At 65.9% G+C, this 22,779-nt stretch carries 23 protein-coding genes; 14 read left to right on the top strand and 9 right to left on the bottom strand.

Translation table 11 applies throughout. The features are described from left to right. Positions 1–272: 272 nt before the first annotated feature. Positions 273–1,667 (bottom strand): MFS transporter, encoded by a 1,395-nt coding sequence (locus AC5RUK_RS15380; RefSeq protein WP_493987873.1) that lies wholly within the window; start codon positions 1,665–1,667, stop codon positions 273–275. Between the two features lie 267 nt (positions 1,668–1,934). Between AC5RUK_RS15380 and AC5RUK_RS15375 the strand changes: the two genes are divergently transcribed. Continuing rightward, on the top strand, positions 1,935–2,888 hold the full coding sequence (locus AC5RUK_RS15375; RefSeq protein WP_494108117.1) for a LysR substrate-binding domain-containing protein: 954 nt from the start codon (positions 1,935–1,937) through the stop codon (positions 2,886–2,888). On the opposite strand, the gene AC5RUK_RS15370 is transcribed toward AC5RUK_RS15375, so the two are convergent. The 4 genes from AC5RUK_RS15370 to AC5RUK_RS15355 all read right to left on the bottom strand — a co-directional run bounded on the left by AC5RUK_RS15370 (position 2,883) and on the right by AC5RUK_RS15355 (position 6,259). Continuing rightward, positions 2,883–4,130 (bottom strand): NAD(P)/FAD-dependent oxidoreductase, encoded by a 1,248-nt coding sequence (locus tag AC5RUK_RS15370; RefSeq protein ID WP_494152693.1) that lies wholly within the window; start codon positions 4,128–4,130, stop codon positions 2,883–2,885. The genes AC5RUK_RS15375 and AC5RUK_RS15370 overlap by 6 nt on opposite strands. 47 nt (positions 4,131–4,177) lie before the next feature. After that, positions 4,178–4,504: a 2Fe-2S iron-sulfur cluster-binding protein gene (locus tag AC5RUK_RS15365; RefSeq protein WP_493987876.1), complete on the bottom strand. Its 327-nt coding sequence runs from the start codon at positions 4,502–4,504 to the stop codon at positions 4,178–4,180. A gap of 168 nt (positions 4,505–4,672) precedes the next feature. After that, positions 4,673–4,999: a 2Fe-2S iron-sulfur cluster-binding protein gene (locus tag AC5RUK_RS15360; protein ID WP_494152692.1), complete on the bottom strand. Its 327-nt coding sequence runs from the start codon at positions 4,997–4,999 to the stop codon at positions 4,673–4,675. Between the two features lie 69 nt (positions 5,000–5,068). Beyond that, positions 5,069–6,259 (bottom strand): cytochrome P450, encoded by a 1,191-nt coding sequence (locus AC5RUK_RS15355; RefSeq protein ID WP_494152691.1) that lies wholly within the window; start codon positions 6,257–6,259, stop codon positions 5,069–5,071. A 190-nt stretch (positions 6,260–6,449) separates the two neighbouring features. On the opposite strand from AC5RUK_RS15355, the gene AC5RUK_RS15350 reads away from it, so the two are divergent. The 10 genes from AC5RUK_RS15350 to AC5RUK_RS15305 all read left to right on the top strand — a co-directional run bounded on the left by AC5RUK_RS15350 (position 6,450) and on the right by AC5RUK_RS15305 (position 15,017). Then, positions 6,450–7,427: a LysR substrate-binding domain-containing protein gene (locus AC5RUK_RS15350; RefSeq protein ID WP_494152690.1), complete on the top strand. Its 978-nt coding sequence runs from the start codon at positions 6,450–6,452 to the stop codon at positions 7,425–7,427. Between the two features lie 14 nt (positions 7,428–7,441). Next, complete coding sequence (locus AC5RUK_RS15345; protein WP_493987880.1) at positions 7,442–8,407, top strand: ABC transporter ATP-binding protein; 966 nt, start codon at positions 7,442–7,444, stop codon at positions 8,405–8,407. Next, positions 8,400–9,458: an ABC transporter permease gene (locus AC5RUK_RS15340; RefSeq protein WP_494152689.1), complete on the top strand. Its 1,059-nt coding sequence runs from the start codon at positions 8,400–8,402 to the stop codon at positions 9,456–9,458. Before AC5RUK_RS15345 ends, AC5RUK_RS15340 begins: the two co-directional genes overlap by 8 nt. After that, entirely contained in the window at positions 9,455–10,288 is an 834-nt protein-coding gene (locus AC5RUK_RS15335) for an ABC transporter permease (RefSeq protein ID WP_494152688.1), read from the top strand. Before AC5RUK_RS15340 ends, AC5RUK_RS15335 begins: the two co-directional genes overlap by 4 nt. 120 nt (positions 10,289–10,408) lie before the next feature. After that, positions 10,409–10,768, top strand: a complete 360-nt coding sequence (locus AC5RUK_RS15330) for a VOC family protein (RefSeq protein ID WP_493987883.1) — start codon at positions 10,409–10,411, stop codon at positions 10,766–10,768. 60 nt (positions 10,769–10,828) lie between these two features. Then, positions 10,829–11,359: a hypothetical protein gene (locus tag AC5RUK_RS15325; protein WP_494152687.1), complete on the top strand. Its 531-nt coding sequence runs from the start codon at positions 10,829–10,831 to the stop codon at positions 11,357–11,359. Between the two features lie 83 nt (positions 11,360–11,442). Then, the gene (locus tag AC5RUK_RS15320) at positions 11,443–12,267 is read left to right on the top strand and encodes an exodeoxyribonuclease III (RefSeq protein WP_494152799.1); all 825 of its coding nucleotides are present in this window, start codon (positions 11,443–11,445) and stop codon (positions 12,265–12,267) included. 47 nt (positions 12,268–12,314) lie between these two features. Beyond that, positions 12,315–13,361: a tryptophan--tRNA ligase gene (gene trpS / locus AC5RUK_RS15315; RefSeq protein ID WP_494152798.1), complete on the top strand. Its 1,047-nt coding sequence runs from the start codon at positions 12,315–12,317 to the stop codon at positions 13,359–13,361. A gap of 2 nt (positions 13,362–13,363) precedes the next feature. Then, the gene (locus tag AC5RUK_RS15310) at positions 13,364–13,963 is read left to right on the top strand and encodes a 2'-5' RNA ligase family protein (protein WP_494152686.1); all 600 of its coding nucleotides are present in this window, start codon (positions 13,364–13,366) and stop codon (positions 13,961–13,963) included. After that, positions 13,935–15,017, top strand: coding sequence for a YihY/virulence factor BrkB family protein (locus tag AC5RUK_RS15305; RefSeq protein ID WP_494152685.1), 1,083 nt, complete (start codon positions 13,935–13,937; stop codon positions 15,015–15,017). Before AC5RUK_RS15310 ends, AC5RUK_RS15305 begins: the two co-directional genes overlap by 29 nt. 75 nt (positions 15,018–15,092) lie before the next feature. Here the strand turns inward: AC5RUK_RS15305 and AC5RUK_RS15300 are convergent, their stop codons facing one another. The 4 genes from AC5RUK_RS15300 to sdhC form a co-directional block, all read right to left on the bottom strand. Continuing rightward, positions 15,093–15,881 carry a succinate dehydrogenase iron-sulfur subunit gene (locus tag AC5RUK_RS15300; protein ID WP_494113120.1) on the bottom strand — a complete coding sequence of 263 codons (789 nt, stop codon included), beginning with the start codon at positions 15,879–15,881 and terminating at the stop codon, positions 15,093–15,095. After that, positions 15,881–17,668: a succinate dehydrogenase flavoprotein subunit gene (gene sdhA, locus AC5RUK_RS15295; RefSeq protein WP_493978599.1), complete on the bottom strand. Its 1,788-nt coding sequence runs from the start codon at positions 17,666–17,668 to the stop codon at positions 15,881–15,883. The genes AC5RUK_RS15300 and sdhA overlap by 1 nt, the downstream gene beginning before the upstream one ends. An 89-nt stretch (positions 17,669–17,757) precedes the next feature. Next, positions 17,758–18,228 carry a succinate dehydrogenase hydrophobic membrane anchor subunit gene (locus tag AC5RUK_RS15290; protein ID WP_493987888.1) on the bottom strand — a complete coding sequence of 157 codons (471 nt, stop codon included), beginning with the start codon at positions 18,226–18,228 and terminating at the stop codon, positions 17,758–17,760. 3 nt (positions 18,229–18,231) lie between these two features. Then, positions 18,232–18,615: a succinate dehydrogenase, cytochrome b556 subunit gene (gene sdhC / locus AC5RUK_RS15285; protein WP_493987889.1), complete on the bottom strand. Its 384-nt coding sequence runs from the start codon at positions 18,613–18,615 to the stop codon at positions 18,232–18,234. A gap of 325 nt (positions 18,616–18,940) precedes the next feature. On the opposite strand from sdhC, the gene AC5RUK_RS15280 reads away from it, so the two are divergent. From AC5RUK_RS15280 to AC5RUK_RS15270, 3 genes are all read left to right on the top strand, one after another. Continuing rightward, positions 18,941–20,086, top strand: coding sequence for a mannose-1-phosphate guanylyltransferase (locus tag AC5RUK_RS15280; protein ID WP_493987890.1), 1,146 nt, complete (start codon positions 18,941–18,943; stop codon positions 20,084–20,086). 101 nt (positions 20,087–20,187) lie between these two features. Beyond that, positions 20,188–21,417, top strand: coding sequence for an amidohydrolase (locus AC5RUK_RS15275; RefSeq protein WP_493987891.1), 1,230 nt, complete (start codon positions 20,188–20,190; stop codon positions 21,415–21,417). Between the two features lie 191 nt (positions 21,418–21,608). Beyond that, a complete protein-coding gene (locus tag AC5RUK_RS15270; protein ID WP_493987892.1) occupies positions 21,609–22,727 on the top strand; it encodes a BMP family lipoprotein in 1,119 nt (372 codons plus the stop codon). The last annotated feature ends 52 nt before the right edge of the window (positions 22,728–22,779 follow it).

The following is a 22,779-nucleotide window of genomic DNA, read 5'->3' as shown; positions in this document are numbered from 1 at the left end:
CACAACCGGCCCTCCCGCAGGATGTTCTGGTCGCACCAGTACGACGCCGGTTGTGCCACCGAGGGCATTCTGCACGAGGATTCGCACGTGGCGACATGTGACCGCGTTGCGGCAACGGCTGCAAGTCTTTAGGCAGCGAACCCGATGGAGAGGCCGACGAAACAGGCGACGAGGCACGACGCACGAGGCGGGTGTCCTGCCGGAATTGCTCCGGCAGGACACCCGCCTCGGTATTGAGTCAGCTGGCGTTACTACAGCACAGCCTGGCTGGTTTAGACGCCGACCTTGACTGCGTCATCGGTGGAGACACCGCGCCGCTTGTCGAAGACAGTAGCCCCGACTTCCTGTTCGGCCTGGTTGTTGATCGACAGATCGATCCCCGGGCGGTCGCGCAGGATCAGCACGGCGATGATGGAGATGATCGTCATGCCGAACAAGTACGCCGAGACGGAGCTGCTGGTGCCGGTGGAATTGATCAGTGCCTGGGCGATGGTCGGAGCGAACGCGCCGCCAAGAATCGCGCCCAGTGCGTAGGCGATCGAGACACCCGAGTAGCGCACCGAGGCCGGGAAGATCTCGCTGTACCAGGCCGCCTGCGGGCCATAGCTCAAGCCCAGGCCGACGCTGAAGATTGCCAGTGCGAAGTACAGCATCCCCAGCGAGCCGGTGTCGATCAGCCAGAACAGCGGGAAGACCGTCAGCAGCTGCGCGCCGAAACCAATCAGGTAGGTGCGCTTGCGGCCAATCTTGTCGGCCAGTATGCCAGCCAGGCCGGTGAAGATGAACCACATGGCCGAGGCGAACGTGATGGCCAGCAGCACGTCAGTGCGCTCCATGCCTACCGCTTCGCTGGTGGCGTAGCTGGGGATGAACCCGCCGGTGGCCATGTAGCCGGCGGCGTTGTTGCCGGCGAAGACCAGTGCGGCCAGGATGACCAGCAGCCAGTGCTTGCGGAACAGTTCGACGATGGGGACCTTCTGCTGCTGTTTCTTGTCGGCGATTTCCTTGAACACCGGGGACTCGTCCACCGAGCGGCGAACCATGTAGCCGACGGCGATCAACACGACGCTGAGCAGGAACGGAACGCGCCAGCCCCATTCAAGGAAGGCCTCGCCGGGGGAGATTACGCCGGTCATCAAAGTCATGACGCCCGAAGCGAGCAGCATGCCCAGCGGAACACCCAGCTGGGGGAAGGAACCTGCGCGGCCGCGGCGGTCACGCGGGGCGTGCTCCACGGCCATCAGGACGGCTCCGCCCCATTCACCGCCGGCGGAGATGCCCTGCAGGATGCGCAGCGAGAGCAGCAGCACCGGGGCCAGGATTCCGGCCGTCTCATAGGTGGGCAGGACGCCGATCAGCGTCGTCGCTGCACCCATCATCATCAACGTGATGACCAGCATGGCGCGGCGGCCGAGCTTGTCGCCGTAGTGGCCGGCCAGGAAGGCGCCCAGCGGCCGGAACAGGAAGCTGATGCCAACGGAGGCGAAGGCAAGAAGCAGCCCGATGGATTCGCCGGCCGGCTCGAAGAACAGGTGCGCGAAGACCAGGCCCGCGGCCGTGGCGTAGATGAAGAAGTCGTACCACTCGATGGTGGTGCCGATGATGGTGGCAAACGCGACGCGACGCTGGTTCGCGGCGGACGATTGCCCGGAAACTGTAGTGCTCATAGTTGTCCTCTTGGGTCGGTCACGTCGAGGAGACCGGCGTGACCAGATGGGTGGAGCTAAGGCGGGCGGGAACGACGAGGCCGGGTTGTTCGGCCCGGGTCGTGTGGTTCCGCCACCGGGTCTGCTCAGCAGCCCGGCGATGCCCGCCGGTTGGGATCAGCCACCGTTCGGGGCAGAACGTTGAACGTGACAACCATTGTGACACGCCTCGCAATCGTCGGTAAACTTCAGATAACCGGCGAACTTCTTTGATTGGACTGAAGTACTGTGGTCGATTTCACCTTGCGCCAGCTTCAACTCTTCGCTGCCCTCCCGGACCATCCGACCTTGAGCTCGGCTGCCGCCAGCCTGAACATCTCGGAATCCGCGCTGTCGCAGGCAATCACGGCTTTGGAACGGGCCGCGGGTGAGCAGCTCTGCGTGCGGCGAAAGGCGCGCGGCCTCCAACTAACCCCGTCGGGCCAGTTCTTCGCGCAACGGGCTCGACTGCTGTTGCGCGATGCGGAAGCGCTGATCAACGACCTGTCAGGCGCAGCCGGCGAGCTCAAGGGACCCGTGCGGTTGGGGTGCTTTGCGAGCTTTGCCAGCACCGTCCTGCCCTCCGTGCTCGATCGCCTGCCCGAACAGTATCCGGGTATCAGCGTGGACGTCACGGTCGGTTCCCACGACGACCTGCTGCCCGCACTGGACGCCGGGCTGCTGGACCTGGCCATGGTTTACGACATGGAACTCCCGGCCGGGTACAGCCAGCGCACCATCTATCAGACCGAGTTGCAGGCGGTGCTGCCGCCGGAACATCCGTTGGCCGCGCAGCCAACGGTGGACTTGGCCGATCTCGCCGCCGAACCCCTGATCATGTACGAGTCGAGTCCGAGCACGGCCAACACGTATCGCGTCTTTGAGGAACGCGGCCTGCGCCCGTACATTGCCACGTCCATGCCGCAGGTCGTGCTGGTGCAGGCCTTGGTCGGGCGGGGGCTGGGGTACGCGCTGCTGATGTCCCGGCCGGCTGCCCCCGCCGTGACAGTCGAAGGCCTTCCGGTCGCGGTGCGGCCGTTGTCGCCGCCCGTGTCGCAGACCACGATGTGTGCGATCTGGCCGGACACCATGGTGCTCAGTCCCAGGGCCGAGGCGGTGCTGGGACATGCAGTGCAGGCACTGGGCAGCGGCGAAGGAACATTACCCCGCCGCCGCCTGCCTCATCCGGCGGCGATGCTATAGCGCTGCCGGCTGCAGTTTGGAGTAGCCCTTGAAGTCGAAACCGGGGTCGGCGGCCTGTTCGGGGGTGAGGGTGCCGCCGGCGGCGAGGAGGCGGCGGGCGGCCATGTGGTCGGCGGGCTGGTTGACGGATTCGACTGCGGCGAGGGTGCCATTGCGGAAGCAGAACACGGAGAACCTTTCGTCGGCGGGGTCGCCGCGGAGCACGAGGTCGTCGCCGGGAGCAACCAGGCCGGCGATCTGCAGGCGCAGCGGCCCCTGGTTGGACCAGAACCAGGGCAGATCGGCGTAGCCGCCGGGCTCGGCGCCGAGGATGGCGCGGGCGGCATGCCGGGCCTGGTCGGTGGCGTTCTGCACGGATTCGAGCCGGGTGCGGGCGCCGGCGTGGGCGTTGGGGAAGGACGCGCAGTCGCCGATGGCGTAGATGTCCGGGTCGGAGGTGCACAGGGTGGCGTCCACGGTGATGCCGTTATCCACCGCGAGTCCGGCGGCCGAAGCGAGCTCGGTGCGCGGGACGACGCCGACACCGACCAGGACCAGGTCGGCGGGGTAGCGTTCGCCGGTGGTGCTGACCGCCGCGGTGACGTGCCCGTCGTCGGCTTCGAAGGAGGCGATGCCTTCGCCCAGGCGCAGGTCCGCGCCGAGGCGCTGGTGGGCCGCGGCGAAGAACGCGCTCATCGTGGGGGTCAGGGCACGGCCCATGGGCCGGTCGGCGTACTCGAGGACGGTGACGTCCAGCCCGCGGGCGCGCGCGGCGGCGGCGAACTCCAGGCCGATAAAACCGGCACCGATGACGACGACGGAGCCCACCGTGTCGAGGCGGACTTGCAGGGCCTGGGCGTCGGTGAGGGTGCGCAGGCCGTGGATGCCTCGCAGGCCGGCACCGGGCACGCTCAGTTCGCGGTTGGCTGCCCCGGTGGCGAGCACCAGCTTCGTATATGGCAGGGTGGTGCCGTCATCGAGGGTGACGGTCCTGGCCGCCCGGTCGATCGAGGTGGCGAGCACGCCCAGGCGGGAATCGACGTCGTTGGTGGTGAAGAATTTCTCCGGGCGAAGCGGGAGCGGGGCCGGGGTCTTCCCGGCGGCCAGGTAGTCCTTGGACAGCGGGGGCCGCTGGTAGGGGTGGTGCCGCTCGTCGCCGAGCAGGGTGATGGCACCGGTGTAGCCTTCCTTGCGCAGCGAATCCACCAGCTGGATGCCGGCCTGGCCGTTGCCAACGATGACGATGTTTTCCGGGCTGTTCATGGAGGGCCTTTCGGTAGGGGACGCGCAGCCGGGCGCAAACGGCCCGGTCAAGCCTGCTCGTCGGGGAGGTCGACCTCGAGTTCGTCGAAGTGGTCGCCGGCGGTGAGTTGGCAGCCCAGGCGGCTGCGGGCCGCGTCGCGGGGAGACGCGGTGGTTTCGAGCATTTCTTCTTCGGCGGAGCCGATCTCCGGCAGCCCGTCCGCGTATTCGGGCCGGACATAGACGTGGCAGGTGGCGCAGATTGCCTGGCCGCCGCACTCGCCAATGATGCCGTCCACACCGTTGATCACCGCCGCCATCATGACCGTCATGCCGGGTTCGGCGTCCAGCCTGTCGACGTTGCCATCGGAGTGGTGATAGCTGATTTTCGCCAAGGTTCGTCTCCTCGATTCGGGCCTGAACCTTGATCGTAGGGCAGCAGCCCGGCCCAGCGGCCGGAATGCGCAGTGGCGGCTTCGGTCAGCATTGATTGCGGTTCGCTCAGACCGGCCGCCGGCCGCACCCCACTGACGTCGCTGCAGCGCCACCGCCTGCGTGAACGCTCAGATCTGGTCGTCGGGGACGTCGACCTCGATTTGCTCGAGGCCTTCGCCGACGGTGATCTGGCAGCCGAGACGGCTGCGGGTTTCGTCGCGTGGGCCGGCGGTGCAGTCGAGCATTTCGTCTTCGTCGTCGCCGATTTCGGGCAGCCCGTCCAGGTATTCGGGGCGAACGTAGACGTGGCAGGTGGCGCACATGGCCTGGCCGCCGCATTCGCCGACGATGCCGTCGACGCCGTTGGTGACGGCGGCGCGCATCAGTGAGGTGCCGGGCTCGACGTCGAGCACGTCAACGTTGCCGTCGGAGTGGTGGAAGCTGATCTTTGCCATGGGGGAATCGTCCTTGCTGTAGGCGTTGGTTTGAGGGAGTCGCGGGAGAGGCGCCCTGCGGGCCGGCCCTTATCCCCAGAGCACCGGGAATTTAGTCATGCCGCGGAAGACCCAGCCGGCGTCGACCGGAGGGTTGTCCGGATCCAGGCGGAGGTTGGGCAGTTCGCGGAAAACCTGCGGCATGGCGATCTGCGCCACCGACGCGCGTGCCACCCAGGCGCCGGCGCAGAAGTGGTTGCCGCCGCCGAAAGCCAGATGCGGTTTCTTCTCCCGGTTGATGTTGAAGGATTCGGGGTCCTCGAACACCTCCGGGTCACGGTTGGCTGCGCCGACGACGATGCCCAGCCGGGCGCCGGCCGGCAGTTGCATGCCCTCCACCACGGTGTCACGGGTGACCTCCCGCGGGTACATTCCGATGGGTGCCACCCAGCGCACGGATTCCTCGAAGGCGCGCGCGTAAAGGGACTCGTCCGCCAGCACCTGGGCCAACTGGTCCGGATTGGCCAGCAGCGCCCACACGGTGGTGCCCAGGACGTCGCGCGGTTCGTTCAGGCCGCCGCCGATGGTCATCTTCATGTTCGCCCGGATGGCCTCAAGCGGGATCGGCATGGAGGTCAGGCCGGACAGCAGGCTGGAATCCGGATTCTTGCGCAGGTAGGGCAAAATTTCATCGATCGCGTCGTCGACTTCGTTGTACGACTTTTCCGACTTGCTCCAGACGTCCGGGTCGTCGGCGTAGTTGCCGGTGCCGTCGATCATCGTCTGCGACCAACGCTGCAGGTCTTCCTGCGTGGCATTGTGGAAACCCATGATCAGCCGCAGGTTTTCCGCAGCGTAGGGAGCGGCATACTCCCAGATGAAGTCGGCGCCAGGGCCTGCCGCCTTCAGCTGCGCCAGGTACTTGTCGCTGTTGGCCTGGAAAATTGCGTTCCAGTGCTCCTTGATGGCTTTGGGCCGCAGCACGTTCCCGTAGGATTTCCGGTCCACGTCGTGCTCCGGGTCGTCCTTGCGCAGCATCGAGTGGCCCATGGCCCGCTTCATGAGCGAATTGGTCTCGTCGGCGGAAAAACGCTCCTGGTCCTGCTCGATCACATGGCAGGCCTGGTAGCTGGTGACCATGTACCGGTTGACCGAGGGAACCCAATGCACCGGCGCTTCGTCACGCAGCTGTTGATAGATCGGATACGGGTTCCGATAGAGATCCGGGATGGTGACCCAATCCGCGGTGGGGACCGGGCGGGCTTCGGTAGCGGCGGTCATACTCGCTCTCCTCGTGGTGGCTGGTCCGGGGACGGTGTCCCGGATCCTTGCCGGCGGGTTCGCACCCTTACCGGGCGTGAGGTCTGTCTCCTCAAAGTGTGACAGCAGACATATCCGCCGGTAAAGTTCATAAATAGGGGAAATATCCCCCGAAAAATTTTGATTTGATTTCGCAAGGCAGGAGTAGCTCTTGGTCCGGTACACGCTGCGGCAATTGGCGTACTTCGTCGCAGTGGCCGACGCCGGCACTATCGCCGCCGCCGCCGACGAACTGCATGTCTCGCAGACTGCAGTGGCTGCGGCCGTGAAGGAACTGGAACGTATTTTTGGCACGCAGCTGACGGTCCGCCGTAAGGCGCACGGTGTCAGCCTGACGCCGGCCGGTCGGCAACTGCATGCCCGTGCGGCGGCCTTCCTGCGCGAAGCCGAGGAGCTGGAGCTAAGCACCAGCAGCGGCGGGGGAGAGCTGGCCGGTCCGCTTGTGGTGGGCTGCTACCTGACCCTGGCGCCGACCGTCCTGCCCGAGCTGCTGGAGCGCTTTGCCGCCGAGCATCCGAAGGTACAGCTGGACTTCGTCGAAGGCACCCAGGATGCCGTGCAGGACAAGCTGTTCGCAGGGGACCTGGACCTGGCCATCGTCTACGACATGGATCTGCGGCCCGGGCTGGAGTCGGTGCAGATCGACGCCATGCATGCCTACGCACTGTTGCCGGCCGGCCATCGGCTGGCCGGCCAGGAAGCCGTAAGCCTGGCCGAGTTGGCCGAGGAGCCGATGATCCTGCTTGATGCCCCGCCGAGCAGCCATCACACGATGTCGGTGTTCCGCGACGCTTCCGTGGTGCCGAGAATCCGATACCGCACCACCGACTTCGAACTGACCCGCTCGCTGGTCGGGCGCGGCATCGGCTACTCGGTTTTGGTGCAGCGCCCGTCCGGCGATGCCACGTATGAGGGCCGGAGCTTCACCGCGTTGCCGATCGAACCGGCGGTCCGCCCCGTCGGCGTGAAGATCGTCTGGCCCGAAGGGATCAGGCTGACCGACCGGGCCGCCGAGATGGTCCGGTATGCGGTCGAGGCCCATGCGCCCGCCCCGGTGGGTCCGGCCGCTGATGCACCCCGCACCTCAAAAAGGGAGACCCCGATTGGCTTTCCTCAATCGCTGATGTGATCTAGGCTATAGCAGTGCCTCAAACATCCCTTTCACACCGGTTGCCTCAGCAAACGTCCGCACCCGTCATTTCCGCCCGGAACGTCGTGAAGACCTACGGCGATTTCAACGCCGTTGACGGCATCTCCTTCGAAGTCCCGGCGGGGGAGTCGTTCGGGCTGCTCGGGCCCAACGGTGCGGGCAAGTCCACGACCATGCGGATGATCGGCGGCGTTTCGCAGCGGACGTCCGGCGATCTGAGCATCATGGGCCTGGACCCGGACCGACACGGGCCGGAGGTGCGGGCCCACCTGGGCGTCGTGCCGCAGCAGGACAACCTGGATGAAGAGCTGAAGGTCCGCGACAACCTGATTGTCTACGGCCGCTACTTCGGCCTGCCGTACTCCTACCTGCGGCCCAAGGCGGACGAGCTGCTGGAGTTCGCGCAGCTGACGGACAAGGCCAAGGCCAAGGTCGACGCCCTTTCGGGCGGCATGAAACGGCGGCTGACCATCGCCCGTTCGCTGATGAACGACCCGAAGGTGCTGCTGCTCGACGAGCCCACCACCGGGCTCGATCCGCAGGCGCGCCACATCCTGTGGGACCGGCTCTTCCGGCTCAAGGAAGCGGGGGTGACCCTGATCCTGACCACGCACTACATGGACGAGGCCGAGCAGCTGTGCGACCGCCTGATCGTGGTGGACAAGGGCAAGATCATGGCGGAAGGGTCGCCGGCCGCCCTGATCCGCGAACATTCCACCCGCGAGGTCCTGGAGCTTCGTTTCGGTTCCGAGCGAAATACCACCGTGGCGCCGGAACTGGCCGGCATCGGGGAGCGGCTTGAAACGCTGCCGGACCGTGTCCTGGTCTATGCCGACGACGGCGAGGCGGCGCTCGAGCAGGTGTCCAACCGCGGCCTGCGCCCGATCACCTCCCTGGTACGGCGCTCCAGCCTGGAGGACGTCTTCCTCCGGCTGACCGGCAGGAGCCTCATTGACTGAGCAACAGCCCACGCAGGTGCCGGGCGGGCAGGACAAGGAGATCACCGCGCGCCCCGCCGAAGTACCACCGGCGCCGGCCCAGGAGTCCGGGGGAGCCGGAGCCGCTCCGGCCGCCGCGCCGGACGCCGCGGCCCCCTCGGGCGCGGTCGATACGCGCGCCCCGGAGGAGTTGTCGCTACGCGAAGTCGATGCCCTGACACGGCCCGTCACCGGCCTGCGCTCGCCGCTGACCCCGCTGCAGTCGGCCGAACGCGCCCGGAACTTCGGCTCGGTCTACTTTCTGGAGCATTGGCTGCGGCAGTTGCGCGGCTACGGCTGGACGGTCCTGATGACGGCGGTCGGCACGCCGCTGGTTTACCTGTTTGCCATGGGCGTCGGGCTGGCCACGTTGGTGGACGCCAACACCAACGCCTCGCTCGACGCCGGAAACGGCCAGTCCGTACCGTACCTGGTCTTCGTGGCGCCTGCCCTCCTGGCGACCGCCGCGATCATGGTGGCCAGCGAAGAGAACACGTACTCGGTGATGTCGGGGTTCAGATGGCGCAAGACCTACTACGGCCCCAACGCCTCGCCCCTGCAGAGCCACCAACTGGTCAACGGGCACTCGATGGGCGTGCTGGCCCGGCTGCTGCTGACCACCGGATTGTATTTCCTCTGCCTGGTCATCTTCGGCGCGGTGACCGAGGCCAGCGCCTGGCTGATGGTCATCACAGCGGCCCTGGGTGGGATGGCCTTCGGACTGCCGCTGATGGCGTACTCGGCCAGCATCGAAGAAGACCGCGGGCAATTCGCGCTGGTGCAGCGGTTCATCGTGATGCCGCTGTTCCTCTTCTCCGGCACGTTCTTCCCGCTGGAGGCCATGCCGCTGCTGGTCCGCTGGATCGGCTGGATCTCGCCCCTGTGGCATTCGACGGAACTGGGCAGGGTGCTCAGCTACGGCTATGTTGAACCGGCATGGCTGACCGTGCTGCATGTCGCCTACATGGCCGTCCTCTGCGCGGCCGGCTGGCTCCTCGCGCGCCGAATCTATATCAGGAGGCTGGGCAAATGAGCCAGCACGTTCTCCCGCATCCGCCTCGGCTCGAGCCGGTGCGCCGCCCGTTAGGCTCCCTCTATGCCGGCAACGTCCGCGCGGTCTTCGCACGCGGCGTCAAGGCCACCTGGGGAACCAACTGGGCGATCATGGTCAGCGGCTTCGTCGAGCCGGTCCTCTACCTGGTGGCCATGGGCATCGGTTTGGGCTCGCTGATCGGCACCATCAGCGGGCCCGGCGGAACCGAAATCGGCTATGCGAACTACATAGCGCCGGCGCTGCTGGCCGTCTCGGCGATGAACGGCGCGGTGTACGACTCCACCTGGAACGTCTTCTTCAAACTGAACTTCGCCAAGCTCTACGAAGGCATGTTGTACACGTCCCTGGGACCGCTGGACGTGGCGCTCGGCGAAATCCTGCTGGCGCTGATGCGGGGAGCGCTCTACGCCACCGGCTTCACCGCCGTGATGGGCGCCATGGGGCTGATCACCTCGCCCTGGGCGCTGCTGATGATCCCCGCAGCCGTGGTGGTCGCCTTCGGCTTCGCATCGTTCGGCATGGCGATCACCAGCTACATGAAGACGTTCCAGCAGATGGACTGGATCAACTTCATCATGCTGCCGATGTTCCTTTTCTCCGCGACTTTCTACCCGCTCAGCGTCTACCCGGAGCCGATCCAGTGGCTGATCCAAGCCTTTCCGCTCTGGCACGGCGTGGAACTGCTGCGCCAGCTCAGCGTCGGCGCCTTCACTGCCGCCACGTGGATCCACATCCTGTACTCCCTGGTCATGATTGTGCTCGGGCTGATCTTGACCACCGGCAGGCTGCGCAAGCTCTTCCTGAACTGATCGCGGGCCACGTGTGCCGGGCCGGGCGCCGCCTTGTCCTGCCGGGGTTGCCACACGCTTAGGTGGCGTCAATGATGGAACGACCGTCCAAAGGCCTTGAACCAACGAAGGAGCTGGCACATGATCGGCAAGTGGCAGGCACTGGTGATCGATTGTCCGGACAGCGATGCACTGGCCACTTTTTACGAGGAGCTGCTGGGCATGATCCGGGTCCAACAGGACGACGACGGCTGGATCAGCATCGGGGACGCCCCGGACCGGCCGGCCATCGCCTTTCAACAGGTCCAGGATTACGAACCACCCCAGTGGCCGGGCCAGGAGCATCCGCAGCAGATGCATGTGGACGTCAGGGTCAGGGATTTGGACATCGCCGAGGAGCTGGTGCTCCAGCTTGGAGCCACCAGCATGGACTCGGGCAGCGAGACCTTCAGGGTGTACCTCGACCCGGCCGGACACCCATTCTGCCTGGTGCAGTGGTAGCCCGCTGAGCCGTGGGCGGACACGGCGCGCGGGAGCGCATGGATTTGAGAGAATAGGCCCATGCGATCAATTGGTCCCGAGTCTGCTTCCGTTTCGTCCGCCGCCCGCCAGCTGCCGTTCAAGGCCGGCAACATCAGTCTGGCCGTGCTGGTGCTTGTCTTCCTGGTCGCGGTGATCTTTGCCGCCAATGAGAACGACGTCATCGGCTGGATCGTCGTCGCGGTGTCGCTGGCATGGCTGGCCTTGGCCGCCTTCGTGGTGTTCAGCGTCCGCGGTGCCACCCGCAAGGCGAAGGAGAAGCTGGCCAATGTGCAGGCCGATTACGCCGGGCGGGCCAACCCCGCGCCCGGCGGCGGCACCGCCGTCGTCGAGGAAGAGATTTCCAGGGCGAACGCCGTGCGGGACGAAAAGCTGGACCACAGCTTCAAGATCATCCAGGTGCAGGCCAAAGTGATCCGCGACTACCGCGGCAAAGACGAGGGCATGGTTGACCGGGCGCTGGAGACGGTAGAGATCACCGCCCACAACGGCCGCGGCATGATCCGGAAGGAAGACGGCGGCGAAACCGTCAGCGGCACGGTTGTTGGCTGAACTGAAGGGTTGGGTAAGGTAGTCGGGTGACTTTGGCAACCGTTTCCCCCGCACCGACCACCTCCCGCGACGCAGCAGGCGGACTGATCCAGGCAGGCAAGACACTGCGGATCGCCAGCGTCAACGTCAACGGCATCCGCGCCGCCTACAAGCGCGGCATGGCCGAGTGGCTGGCGGTCCGGGACGTGGACATCCTGTGCCTGCAGGAGGTGCGGGCGCCGGACGCTGTCGTACGTGAGCTGCTGGGCAGCGACTGGCACATCCTCCATGCCGAAGCGGAGGCCAAGGGCCGCGCCGGTGTTGCCATCGCTTCCCGTGTTGAGCCCACCGCCACCCGCAGCCATATAGGCGATGAATACTTCCTCTCCGCTGGCCGCTGGGCGGAGGCCGACTTTGCGGTGGACGGCGCTGACGGCGAAAAAACCCTGACCGTGGTGAGCGCGTACGTCCATTCAGGCGAGGTCGACACGCCCAAGCAGGTGGACAAGTACCGTTTCCTGGATGCCATGTGCCGCCGGCTGCCGCAGTTGAGGGCCGAGCGGGACTACGCGCTGGTCGTCGGCGACCTAAACGTGGGCCACACCGAGCTGGACATCAAGAACTGGAAGGGCAACGTCAAGCGCGCCGGCTTCCTGCCCGAGGAACGGGCCTACTTCGACCGCTTCTTTGGCGAGGAGATCGGTTGGCGGGATGTGCACCGGTCACTGGCCGGGGACGTCAGCGGGCCCTACACGTGGTGGTCCTGGCGCGGCCAGGCCTTCGACAACGACTCCGGCTGGCGGATCGATTATCAGGTGGCCACCCCGTCACTGGCCGATCTGGCGACGGCCGCGGCGGTCGACCGTGCCGCCACCTACGACGCCCGATTCTCCGACCACGCACCGCTGGTCGTCGACTACCAGTTCTAGGAAGCACACCGATGAGCACAGGAACCACAGAACCCACAGAAACCGCCATGCCGGCCGCCGGGCAGACGGGCCGGCCGCAGGCCGAGCGTCCCAGGCTTCTCTCCGGCATGCAGCCCTCCGCCGACTCGCTGCATCTGGGCAACTACCTGGGCGCACTCGTCAATTGGGTCAAGCTGCAGGACGAGTACGAAGCGTTCTACTTCATCCCCGACCTGCACGCCATCACCGTGGACTACGATCCGAAGGATCTGGCCCAGCGCACCAGGGTCACCTGCGCGCAGTACATCGCCGGCGGCATCGACGTCGACCGGACCGCGCTTTTCGTCCAGTCCCACGTGCCGGAGCACGCCGAGCTGGCCTGGGTCCTGAACTGCGTGACCGGCTTCGGCGAGGCATCCCGGATGACCCAGTTCAAGGACAAGACGCAGAAGAACGGCACCGACGCGGCAACCGTGGGGCTGTTCGCCTATCCGGTGCTGATGGCCGCGGACATTCTGCTGTACCGCCCCTACGGAGTGCCCGTGGGCGAGGACCAGCGCCAGCACCTGGAGCTGGCGCGGAACCTGGCACAGCGGTTTAACCACCGGTTTGGCGAAACCTTCGTGGTTCCCGAAGCCGTGATCCCCAAGGAGGGGGCGAAGATCTACGATCTCCAGCACCCCACCGCGAAAATGTCCAAGTCGGCCGAGTCGACTGCCGGCCTGATCAACATTCTCGACAACCCGAAGCAGGCTGCCAAGAAGATCAAGTCGGCAGTCACCGACGACGGTACGGAGATCCGCTTCGACCGCGAGGCCAAGCCGGGCATTTCCAATCTGCTCACCATCTACTCCACGCTCACGGGCAAGACCGTCGCGCAGCTGGAGCAGGAGTACCAGGGCAAGATGTACGGTCATCTGAAGGTCGATCTGGCCGAGGTCGTCGTCGAGACGCTCGCCCCGGTCCAAGCGCGCGCCCAGGAGCTGCTGGACGATCCGGCCGAACTGGACCGGCTGCTGGCCCGCGGAGCCCACAAGGCCCGTTCAATCGCATCGGCTACACTCGCTGATGTGTACTCCAAGGTAGGGTTTTTGTCCGCCGGAGGCGGACGCTAGCCATGCACCAGCAGCACCAGGACAGCATCGCCCGTGTGGAACACGACGGCGATGCCGGCCGGGCTGCCCGGACGGCGGTCGGTTGCGTCGGCGTGGTCATCGGGGTCCCGGAGCCCATGGCCAGTGAGCTGGAAGGCTGGCGGGCGTCGTTCGGTGACCCGTTGGCCTCGGTGATACCGCCGCACATCACCCTGGTCACCACCACGCCGGTGCCGGACTGGGACGAAGCCGTCCATCACGTCCGCGCCGTGGCCCGTTCGCAGTCCCCGTTCACCCTCTCGCTGCGCGGCACGGGCAGTTTTCGCCCGGTTTCGCCCGTGGTCTACCTGAGCATCGACGAGGGCTTTGACGAGTGCGTCGAGCTGCACCGGAAACTCCAGTCCGGGCCGCTGGAACGCGAACTTGAGTTCGGCTTCCACCCGCACGTGACCGTGGCCCACGACGTCAGCGAAGCCAGCATGGACTCGGCCGAAACCAAGCTCGCGGATTATGACGCCGCATTCCGGGTCAGTAGCATGGGGCTATACGAGCACGACGAGACCGGTGTGTGGATACTACGGGAAGAGTTGACCTTTGGCGCCGGACCCGCAGGAGCACACTGAGGCAGCGCCGGATCCGCTGGAACGGCAGCAACTGTTACTCGCCGCGCTAAGACAGCGCCGGGAGGCTGGCCGCGCCAAGCGCGAAGAAGGAACCCTGAAAAGCCTGATGGCCGCGGCCAAGTACAGGCTCGCGAAAATCAACTCCTGGCGCCTGATGCGGGTCATGAATCTCTACGCCCTGAGGCATGGGCCGTTGCTGGCGGCCGGGTGTGCCTACAAAATGTTCTTCTCCGTAGCGGCGATGCTGGTGGCCGGTTTCTCCATCCTCGGCTTGGTGGCCGCCGGCAACCGCGACCTGCAAATGGCCATCATTCGGGTGGTAAACGATTTCGTCCCGGGGCTGATCAACACCGGGGACGGAGGCCTGGCCACCCCCCAAGAGCTCTTCTCCCAGGGCCAGGCTTTCGGCATCAGCCTGATCATCTCCACCGCCGTCATGATCTGGACCTCGTTGGGCTGGATAGCCGGGCTGCGCACGGGGATGCGGGGCATCTTTGACCTGCCGCCGCTGGACACGAACATCGTCTTGGTCAAGCTCAAGGACAGCGGCACGCTGCTGATCGTGGCCGTGGCCTTGATCGTGACAACGCTCGTCGCGGCCATAGCCAATACCGCGCTGGACCTGATCGTGGAATTGCTCCGTATCGAAGGCGATCTCGTGGTTCCGCTGACCCGGATCGCCGGCATCGTGGTCATGCTGTTGCTGGATACGGCGGTTGCCGTGGTCCTTTTCCGCGTGGCGTCAGGGATCCGGATGCCACGCTTGGTGATGCTCCAGTCCGCCTTGCTCGCCGGTGTCGGCAGTACCGTGCTCAGGTACTTCTCTTCGACACTCGTGGGCAACGTGGGCAGCAACCCGCTGCTGGCTCCTTTCGCCGTCATCCTGGGCCTGTTCGTGTGGTTCTACCTGCTCAGCCAGGTCTACCTGGTCGCCACCGCCTGGGGAGCGGTCGGCAAGGCGGACGCGCTGGCCAGGCAGGCGGCCGGGGGAGGCCGATCGCTGCGGCAGCGGGCATGGGGGCTGCGCCGGCGGAGGACCCTGCAGGAACCTTAAACGCCGGTGGCGCCGACTCCCGGAGGGAATCGGCGCCACCGGCCGGCGCAGTCCTCAAAGGACCGCCCGGGTTGGCTAGACGGAGCGCTGCAGGATGGCCTGGCGGACCTCGGTGATCGCCTTGGTCACCTGGATGCCGCGGGGGCAGGCCTCGGTGCAGTTGAAGGTAGTGCGGCAGCGCCACACGCCTTCCTTGTCGTTAAGGACCTCCAGGCGCATGTCGCCGGCATCGTCGCGGGAGTCGAAGATGAAGCGGTGCGCGTTCACGATCGCTGCCGGTCCGAAGTACTGGCCGTCGGTCCAGAACACCGGGCAGGAGGAGGTGCAGGCGGCGCAGAGGATGCACTTGGTGGTGTCGTCGAACCGTTCGCGGTCCTCCTGCGACTGGAGCCGCTCGCGGGTCGGCGCGTGGCCGCTGTTGATCAGGAACGGCATGATCTCGCGGTAGGACTGGAAGAACGGCTCCATGTCCACGATCAGGTCCTTCTCCACCGGCAGGCCCTTGATCGGCTCCACCGTGATGGGCTTGGCCGTGTCCAGGTCTTTCAGCAGCGTCTTGCAGGCCAGGCGGTTGCGGCCGTTGATGCGCATCGCATCTGAGCCGCAGACGCCGTGGGCGCAGGACCGGCGGAAGGATACGGAACCGTCATGCTCCCACTTGACCTTGTGCAGGGCATCCAGCACACGGTCCGTGCCGTACATGGTGAGCTTGAACTCGTCCCAGCGGGCCTCCTCGGAGACTTCCGGATCGTAGCGGCGAACCTTCAGCGTGATGTCGAAGCTGGGGATTTCGCCGCCGCCGCCGACCCCGGGAGCCAGCTCGACCTTGGACGGTCCTTCGGGAATTTCGGTCGCGGTGCTCATTAGTACTTCCTCACCATCGGTTCGTAGCGCGTGAATACTACGGGTTTGGTATCCATGCGGATGCCGGCCGTCTGATCGGTCACGGCGTCGACGTCCAGGTAGCACATCGAGTGCTTCATGAAGTTCTCGTCGTCGCGGTCCGGGTAGTCCTCGCGGAAGTGTCCGCCGCGGGACTCCGTGCGGTGCAGGGCCGCCACGGTCATCACCTGGGCCATGTCCAGCAGGAAGCCGAGTTCCACGGCCTCCAGCAGGTCCAGGTTGAAGCGCTTGCCCTTGTCCTGGACGCTGATGTTCTTGTAGCGCTCGCGCAGCGAAGCGATCACGTTCAGCGCCTCGGTCAGGGACTTCTCGTCGCGGAACACCTGCACGTTGGCATCCATGATGTCCTGCAGTTCCTTGCGGATCTGGGCGACCCGCTCGGTACCGGTGCCGCCGCGCACCGTCTCGAGCAGCTCCATCGTGTACAGCTCCGGGTTCTCCGGCAGCTCGACAAAGTCCGCGGTCTTGGCGTACTCGGCGGCGTTGATGCCGGAGCGCTTGCCGAAGACGTTGATGTCCAGCAGGGAGTTGGTGCCCAGCCGGTTGGAGCCGTGGACGGAGACGCAGGCTACCTCGCCGGCGGCGTACAGGCCCGGCACAACGGTGTCGTTGTCCTGCAGCACCTCGGCCTTGATGTTGGTGGGGATGCCACCCATGGCGTAGTGGGCGGTGGGGAACACGGGCACCGGCTCGGTGTAGGGCTCGACGCCGAGGTAGGTGCGCGCAAACTCCGTGATGTCCGGCAGCTTCGCGTCGATGTGCGCCGGCTCCAGGTGGGTCAGGTCCAGCAGCACGTAGTCCTTGTTCGGACCGCAGCCGCGGCCTTCACGGACCTCAAGGGCCATGGAGCGGGCCACAATGTCGCGCGGCGCCAGGTCCTTGATGGTGGGGGCGTAGCGCTCCATGAAGCGCTCACCGTCGGCGTTGCGGAGGATTCCGCCTTCGCCGCGGGCGGCCTCGGAGAGCAGGATGCCCAGCCCGGCCAGGCCGGTCGGGTGGAACTGGACGAACTCCATGTCTTCCAGCGGGAGGCCGCGGCGGAACGCGATGCCCATGCCGTCGCCGGTAAGGGTGTGTGCGTTGGAGGTGGTCTTGAAGACCTTGCCCACGCCGCCCGAGGCGAAGATGACGGACTTGGCCTGGAAGACGTGGAGCTCGCCGGAGGCCAGGTCATAGCTGACGACGCCGGCGACGCGCTTCTGCTTGTAGGGGGTTCCGTCGGCGCGGGTGGCGTCTTCCTCGACCAGCAGCAGGTCCAGCACGTAGTACTCGTTGTAGAACTCGACGTTGTGCTTGACGCAGTTTTGGTAGAGGGTCTGCAGGATCATGTGTCCGGTGCGGTCGGCGGCGTAGCAGGCGCGGCGAACCGGGGCCTTGCCGTGGTCGCGGGTGTGCCCGCCGAAGCGGCGCTGGTCGATCTTGCCCTCGGGCGTCCGGTTGAACGGCAGGCCCATCTTTTCCAGGTCCAGCACCGCGTCGATGGCTTCCTTGGCCATCACTTCGGCGGCATCCTGGTCAACCAGGTAGTCGCCGCCCTTGATCGTGTCAAAGGTGTGCCATTCCCAGTTGTCCTCTTCGACGTTCGCCAGTGCGGCGCACATGCCGCCCTGGGCCGCGCCTGTGTGGGAACGGGTGGGGTACAGCTTGGTCAGTACTGCGGTGTGCGCGCGCTGGCCTGATTCGATCGCGGCGCGCATACCGGCGCCACCGGCACCGACAATGACGACGTCGTACTTATGGACCTGCATACTGGATGCTCTTTCTGTTGAAACTGGGATTTCTTCGCCGCGTGGGGTTCACGACGGGGCAACGGCGCCGCGGTCTGTCGCGGGGACGGTTAGGGTGCCGGGCAGAACGACGGCAGCAGCTCGGCGGTGGCGTTGGCCGGGCACGGATCGAAGGTGAAGATCACCAGGGTGCCGAGCACGATGATGACGGCAGAGGCGACGTAGAGGACCATCTTGAACCAGAAGCGGGTACTGTCCTTTTCCGCGTAGTCCTCAATGATGGTGCGCACGCCGTTGGTGCCGTGCAGCATGGCCAGCCACAGCATGGCCAGGTCCCAGATCTGCCAGAACGGATCGGCCCACTTGCCGGCCACGAAGCCGAAGTTGATGCCGTGGACGCCTTCGCCCACCATCAGGTTGACGAAGAGGTGGCCAAAGACCAGCACGACCAGAATGAGGCCGGAGAGCCGCATGAACAGCCATGCGTACAGTTCGAAGTTGCCCTTGCGGCCCTTGTTGCGCAGGTACTCGGGAGCGATGCGGGCGCTGCGGGGAGCCTGGATTTCAGAGTTGACCGACATGAGTTAGTGACCCCCGGTGAAAGCGAGCGTGAGGTGGCGGATGAGGAACGGAACCATGACGACGACCCACAGGCCGACGACGCCCCACAGAAGCTTGGCCTGGTACTTGGGCCCCTTCTTCCAGAAGTCGATGAGGATGACGCGAAGCCCGTTAAAGGCGTGGTAGACGATGGCCGCTACCAGGCCGGCTTCCAAGATGGCCATGATCGGGTTCTTGTACGTTGCCATGACTGCGTCATAGGCGCCGGGGGATACCCGGACCAGTGCGGTATCCAGCACGTGTACCAAGAGAAAGAAAAAGATTGCGACGCCCGTGATGCGGTGTCCTACCCAAGACCACATGCCTTCACGGCCGCGGTATAAGGTCCCAGCTGGTGTCTTCGACACTGAATTACCCTCCCTGCATCGCAGAGGCGCAGCGTGGCTTCCACGCAAGAGTTGACGCCGGTGCGAGAGCGCTCTATAGCTCAAGACTAATCTAGGCTTCGCTGAGGGCTTATTCAATTTAGGTACAGCAGGGTGTGACCTTCTTAACAGCCCGGGCACATCGGTCGCCGCGGGGCGGATTGCGCGGGCCCGCAGCCACACAGGCTGCTGGACCGTGACCCCGCGGCAGATTTCGGTGTTCCGGCACCGGCAAACCACCCCCGGCTGCAAAAATCGGCCTGCAGGATGGAGGCGCCACCCGCGTTGCTGGATTACCGTGGAGAGCGTGAACACTCAAGCAGCAGGCCGGGACGCGGCCGACGATGACGCCGTGCTGGACCGTTTTCATGCCGTGATTCCGGCGGGCGGGACCGGGACGCGGTTGTGGCCGTTGTCCCGTGCTGCGGCGCCGAAGTTCCTGCACGACCTGACCGGTTCCGGGTCCACGTTGATCCGCGCCACTTACGCCCGCCTGGAGCCGTTGTGCCAGGGGCGGACCCTGGTGGTAACCGGCAAGGTGCACCGACAGGCGGTCTGCGCACAGTTGCCCGAGCTGCAGGATGCGAACCTGGTGCTGGAGCCGGAGCCGAAGGACTCGGCCGCGGCGATCGGTCTGGCCGCGGCGATCCTGTACCGGCGGGACCCGCGGATCATCATGGGCTCCTTCGCCGCTGACCAGGTGATCACCCCCGTGGAGGACTTCCAGCAGGCGGTCCGCGAGGCGGTGCACACCGCGGCCGAAGGCTACATCGTCACGATCGGGATCACGCCGACCCATCCGGCCACCGGGTTCGGGTACATCCGCTCCGCCGGGGCGCTGCAAATCCCCGGGGCGCCCTCCGCGCAGGCGGTGGCCGAGTTCGTGGAGAAACCTGACGAGGAGGTGGCCCGCGGGTACCTGGAGACGGGGGAGTATTCCTGGAACGCCGGCATGTTCGTGGCGCCGGTGGACCTGCTGCTGAAGCACCTGGAGACCAACGAACCCGAACTCTTTGCCGGACTCACCGAGATCGCCGAGGCCTGGGACACCCCGGCCCGCGGAGCGGTGATGCGCAGGATCTGGCCGGACCTGCCCAAGACGGCGATCGACTACGCGGTGGCCGAACCCGCGGCGGCCGCCGGTGACGTGGCGATGATCCCCGGTTCCTTCTCCTGGGACGACGTTGGCGACTTCGCCGCCATCGGACGGCTGAACACCGCCAGCGAAACCTCCGGGCTCACGGTGCTCGGCGAAGGGGCGAGGGTCTTCGCGGAGTCGGCCACCGGCGTCGTGGTCTCCGACACCAAGCGCGTGATCGCGCTGATCGGCATCGACGACGTCGTCGTGGTCGACACCCCGGACGCGCTGCTGGTGACCACCAAGGAACACGCGCAGAAGGTGAAGTCCACCGTCGAACACCTCAGGGCCAGCGGCGACACCGACGTCCTCTGAGGCGCACCGTACCCGGCGGGGCCGCCGGCGGAACCCCGGCGCTGCGCAACCGCCGGCGACCGTCCTCGGTGGGCCGCCGCTCAAGTCGATAGAGTGCAAGTGTGCAGAAGATTTCAGAAACACCGCTGGCCAACCTCAATATCGGCGTCTGGGCATCGCCACTGCTGGACGAGCTGCGGCGGTTCCGGCAGGACCTGCACCAGCATCCCGAGCTGTCGCACAAGGAATTCCTCACCACCCGGAAGCTGGCCGAGCGGCTGTCGGCCGCAGGACTGGAACCGCAGCTACTGGACGGCACCGGGCTGTTCGTCGACATTGGGGAGGGCCCGCTGGCCATCGGCCTGCGCGCCGACATCGACGCCTTGCCGATCATGGAAGAAACCGGCCTCGACTACGCTTCGGTCAACACCGGCATCAGCCATGCCTGCGGACACGACATCCACACCACGGTGATGCTCGGCGTCGCGCTGGTCCTGCGCAAACTGGATCTGGAGGGCGAACTGTCCGCCCGCGTGCGGGTCATCTTCCAGCCGGCCGAGGAAACCATGCCCGGCGGCGCGCTGGCCGTCATCGAGCAGGGCGTGCTGGAAGGGCTGCCGCGGATCCTGGCCCTGCACTGCGATCCGCGGATCGACGTCGGACTGGTCGGCACGCGGATCGGAGCCATAACCTCCGCCTCGGACACCATACGTATTGAACTGCGCGGGCGCGGCGGGCACACTTCGCGCCCGCACCTGACGGAGGACCTGGTGTTCGCGCTGGCCGAAATTGCCGTCAGTGTCCCGGCCGTCATCAACCGGCGGATCGATGTCCGCAGCGCCGTCTCCCTCGTGTGGGGGCAAATCCAGGCGGGCGCCGCCCCCAATGCCATCCCGGCTGTCGGTTACATGGCCGGAACCATGCGCTGCCTGGACGGGGAAGCCTGGCAGGCCGCCGGTGAGCTGGTGGACGAGGTCGTCAACCAGGTGGCCGCGCCGTTCGGCGTGGACGTCAAACTCGAACACATCCGCGGCGTGCCTCCTGTCATCAACACCGAACGGGAAACCACGCTGCTCGAAGCGGCGGCCCGGAGCGAGTTGGGGGAGGACGCGGTGACCCTGACACCGCAGTCGATGGGCGGGGAAGACTTCGCCTGGATGACCCAGGAGGTGCCCGGCGCCATGATGCGGCTGGGCACCCGGACCCCGGGCGGCGAAACCTTCGATCTGCACCGCGGAGACTACGTTCCGGACGAGCACGCCATCGGCGTGGGCGTGCGCGTCATGGCCAAGGCGGCCCTGCTGGCCGCCCGGCGTCACCGGGACACGGCAGCGGTTGCTACCGAAAAGTAACAACTTTTCAACAATCTTCGCGCGCGTGTCGCGATTGCTTCGCCGGTGGGGCGCGCGGGAACTACTGTAGGGTCATCAACTGTGCACCTGCAGGACAGGTGCTGTGCCACGCGGAGTACAAGCCAACGCCGCACTTCCTGTGAAGCGACCATTGAACTGTGGCGGGGCAGACATTCTTTTATGGAGGAACATTGAAGACTTCACTGCGCAAGATTAAGCGCGGCACCGGCCTCTCCGCCGCGGTGCTGGGCGCGTCCGCACTGGTTCTGGCCGGTTGCGGCGCTCCGCCGGCCCAAGAGGGCGGTGCCACCGGCAGCCCGGCAGCGGAAGGCACCGACTACCTGGGCTGCATCGTCTCCGACTCCGGTGGATTCGACGACCGTTCGTTCAACCAGTCGAGCTACGAAGGCCTGAAGATGGCCGAAGAAGAGCTGGGCATCAAGATCCGCGAGGCCGAGTCCCAGGCCGAGACCGACTTCGGTCCCAACGTGGATGCCATGGTGCAGGCCAACTGCGACATGGTCCTCACGGTCGGCTTCCTGCTGGGCGACGTGACCAAGGAAGCAGCGGCGAACAATCCCGAGACCAACTTCGCGATCGTCGACTACAACGACCCAGAGTTCACCGACAACGTCAAGCCGATCATCTACGACACGGCGCAGGCGGCGTTCCTGGCCGGCTACGTTGCGGCCGCAACCAGCGAGACCGGCAAGGTGGCCACCTACGGCGGCATGAACATCCCCACCGTCACCATCTTCATGGACGGCTTCGCCGACGGCGTGGACTACTACAATGAGCAGAAGGACGCCAACGTCGAACTGCTGGGCTGGAACAAGGAAGCCCAGAACGGCACCTTTGTGGGCAACTTCGAGGATCAGGGCAAGGGCAAGACCAACACCCTGAACTTCATCAATGAGGGCGCCGACATCATCATGCCGGTGGCCGGCCCGGTGGGCCTGGGCACGTTGGACGCCGTGCTCGAAGCCAACGCCGACGGCAAGGATGCCAAGGTTGTCTGGGTTGACTCCGACGGCTACGAGACCGCCGGCAAGGCTGAGGAATTCATCCTCACCTCGGTGATGAAGCTGATGGGCAACGCGGTCGAGGAAGTCGTCAGGACCGACGCCGAGGGCAACTTCGACAGCACCCCGTACGTCGGAACCCTGGAGAACGGCGGCGTGGCACTGGCCCCGTTCCACGACCTCGACGCAGCGGTTTCCGATGAGACCAAGGCCGAGCTGGAAACCATCAAGGAGTCGATCATCTCGGGCGAGATCAAGGTCGAATCCAAGGCCAGCCCGCAGCAGTAAGCACGCAGCGGACCGCCGCTCTCCGTACCGGACCCCGGTGCCGAGGGTGGCG

The sequence above is a fragment of the Arthrobacter sp. Y3223065 genome (assembly GCF_059090885.1).
Note: the sequence above shows the minus strand (reverse complement) of the source record. Positions and strands in the feature narration are given on the sequence as shown.

Excerpts from the sequence above, each read along its gene's own strand:
- AC5RUK_RS15335 (WP_494152688.1), top strand. The coding sequence starts at position 9,455 with ATGAGCCAGCACGTTCTCCCGCATCCGCCTCGGCTCGAGCCGGTGCGC.
- AC5RUK_RS15370 (WP_494152693.1), bottom strand. The coding sequence starts at position 4,130 with ATGAACAGCCCGGAAAACATCGTCATCGTTGGCAACGGCCAGGCCGGC.
- AC5RUK_RS15355 (WP_494152691.1), bottom strand. The coding sequence starts at position 6,259 with ATGACCGCCGCTACCGAAGCCCGCCCGGTCCCCACCGCGGATTGGGTC.
- AC5RUK_RS15300 (WP_494113120.1), bottom strand. The coding sequence starts at position 15,881 with ATGAGCACCGCGACCGAAATTCCCGAAGGACCGTCCAAGGTCGAGCTG.
- AC5RUK_RS15325 (WP_494152687.1), top strand. The coding sequence starts at position 10,829 with ATGCGATCAATTGGTCCCGAGTCTGCTTCCGTTTCGTCCGCCGCCCGC.
- AC5RUK_RS15360 (WP_494152692.1), bottom strand. The coding sequence starts at position 4,999 with ATGGCAAAGATCAGCTTCCACCACTCCGACGGCAACGTTGACGTGCTC.
- AC5RUK_RS15290 (WP_493987888.1), bottom strand. The coding sequence starts at position 18,228 with ATGTCGGTCAACTCTGAAATCCAGGCTCCCCGCAGCGCCCGCATCGCT.
- AC5RUK_RS15330 (WP_493987883.1), top strand. The coding sequence starts at position 10,409 with ATGATCGGCAAGTGGCAGGCACTGGTGATCGATTGTCCGGACAGCGAT.
- AC5RUK_RS15380 (WP_493987873.1), bottom strand. The coding sequence starts at position 1,667 with ATGAGCACTACAGTTTCCGGGCAATCGTCCGCCGCGAACCAGCGTCGC.
- sdhA (WP_493978599.1), bottom strand. The coding sequence starts at position 17,668 with ATGCAGGTCCATAAGTACGACGTCGTCATTGTCGGTGCCGGTGGCGCC.
- AC5RUK_RS15310 (WP_494152686.1), top strand. The coding sequence starts at position 13,364 with ATGCACCAGCAGCACCAGGACAGCATCGCCCGTGTGGAACACGACGGC.
- trpS (WP_494152798.1), top strand. The coding sequence starts at position 12,315 with ATGCCGGCCGCCGGGCAGACGGGCCGGCCGCAGGCCGAGCGTCCCAGG.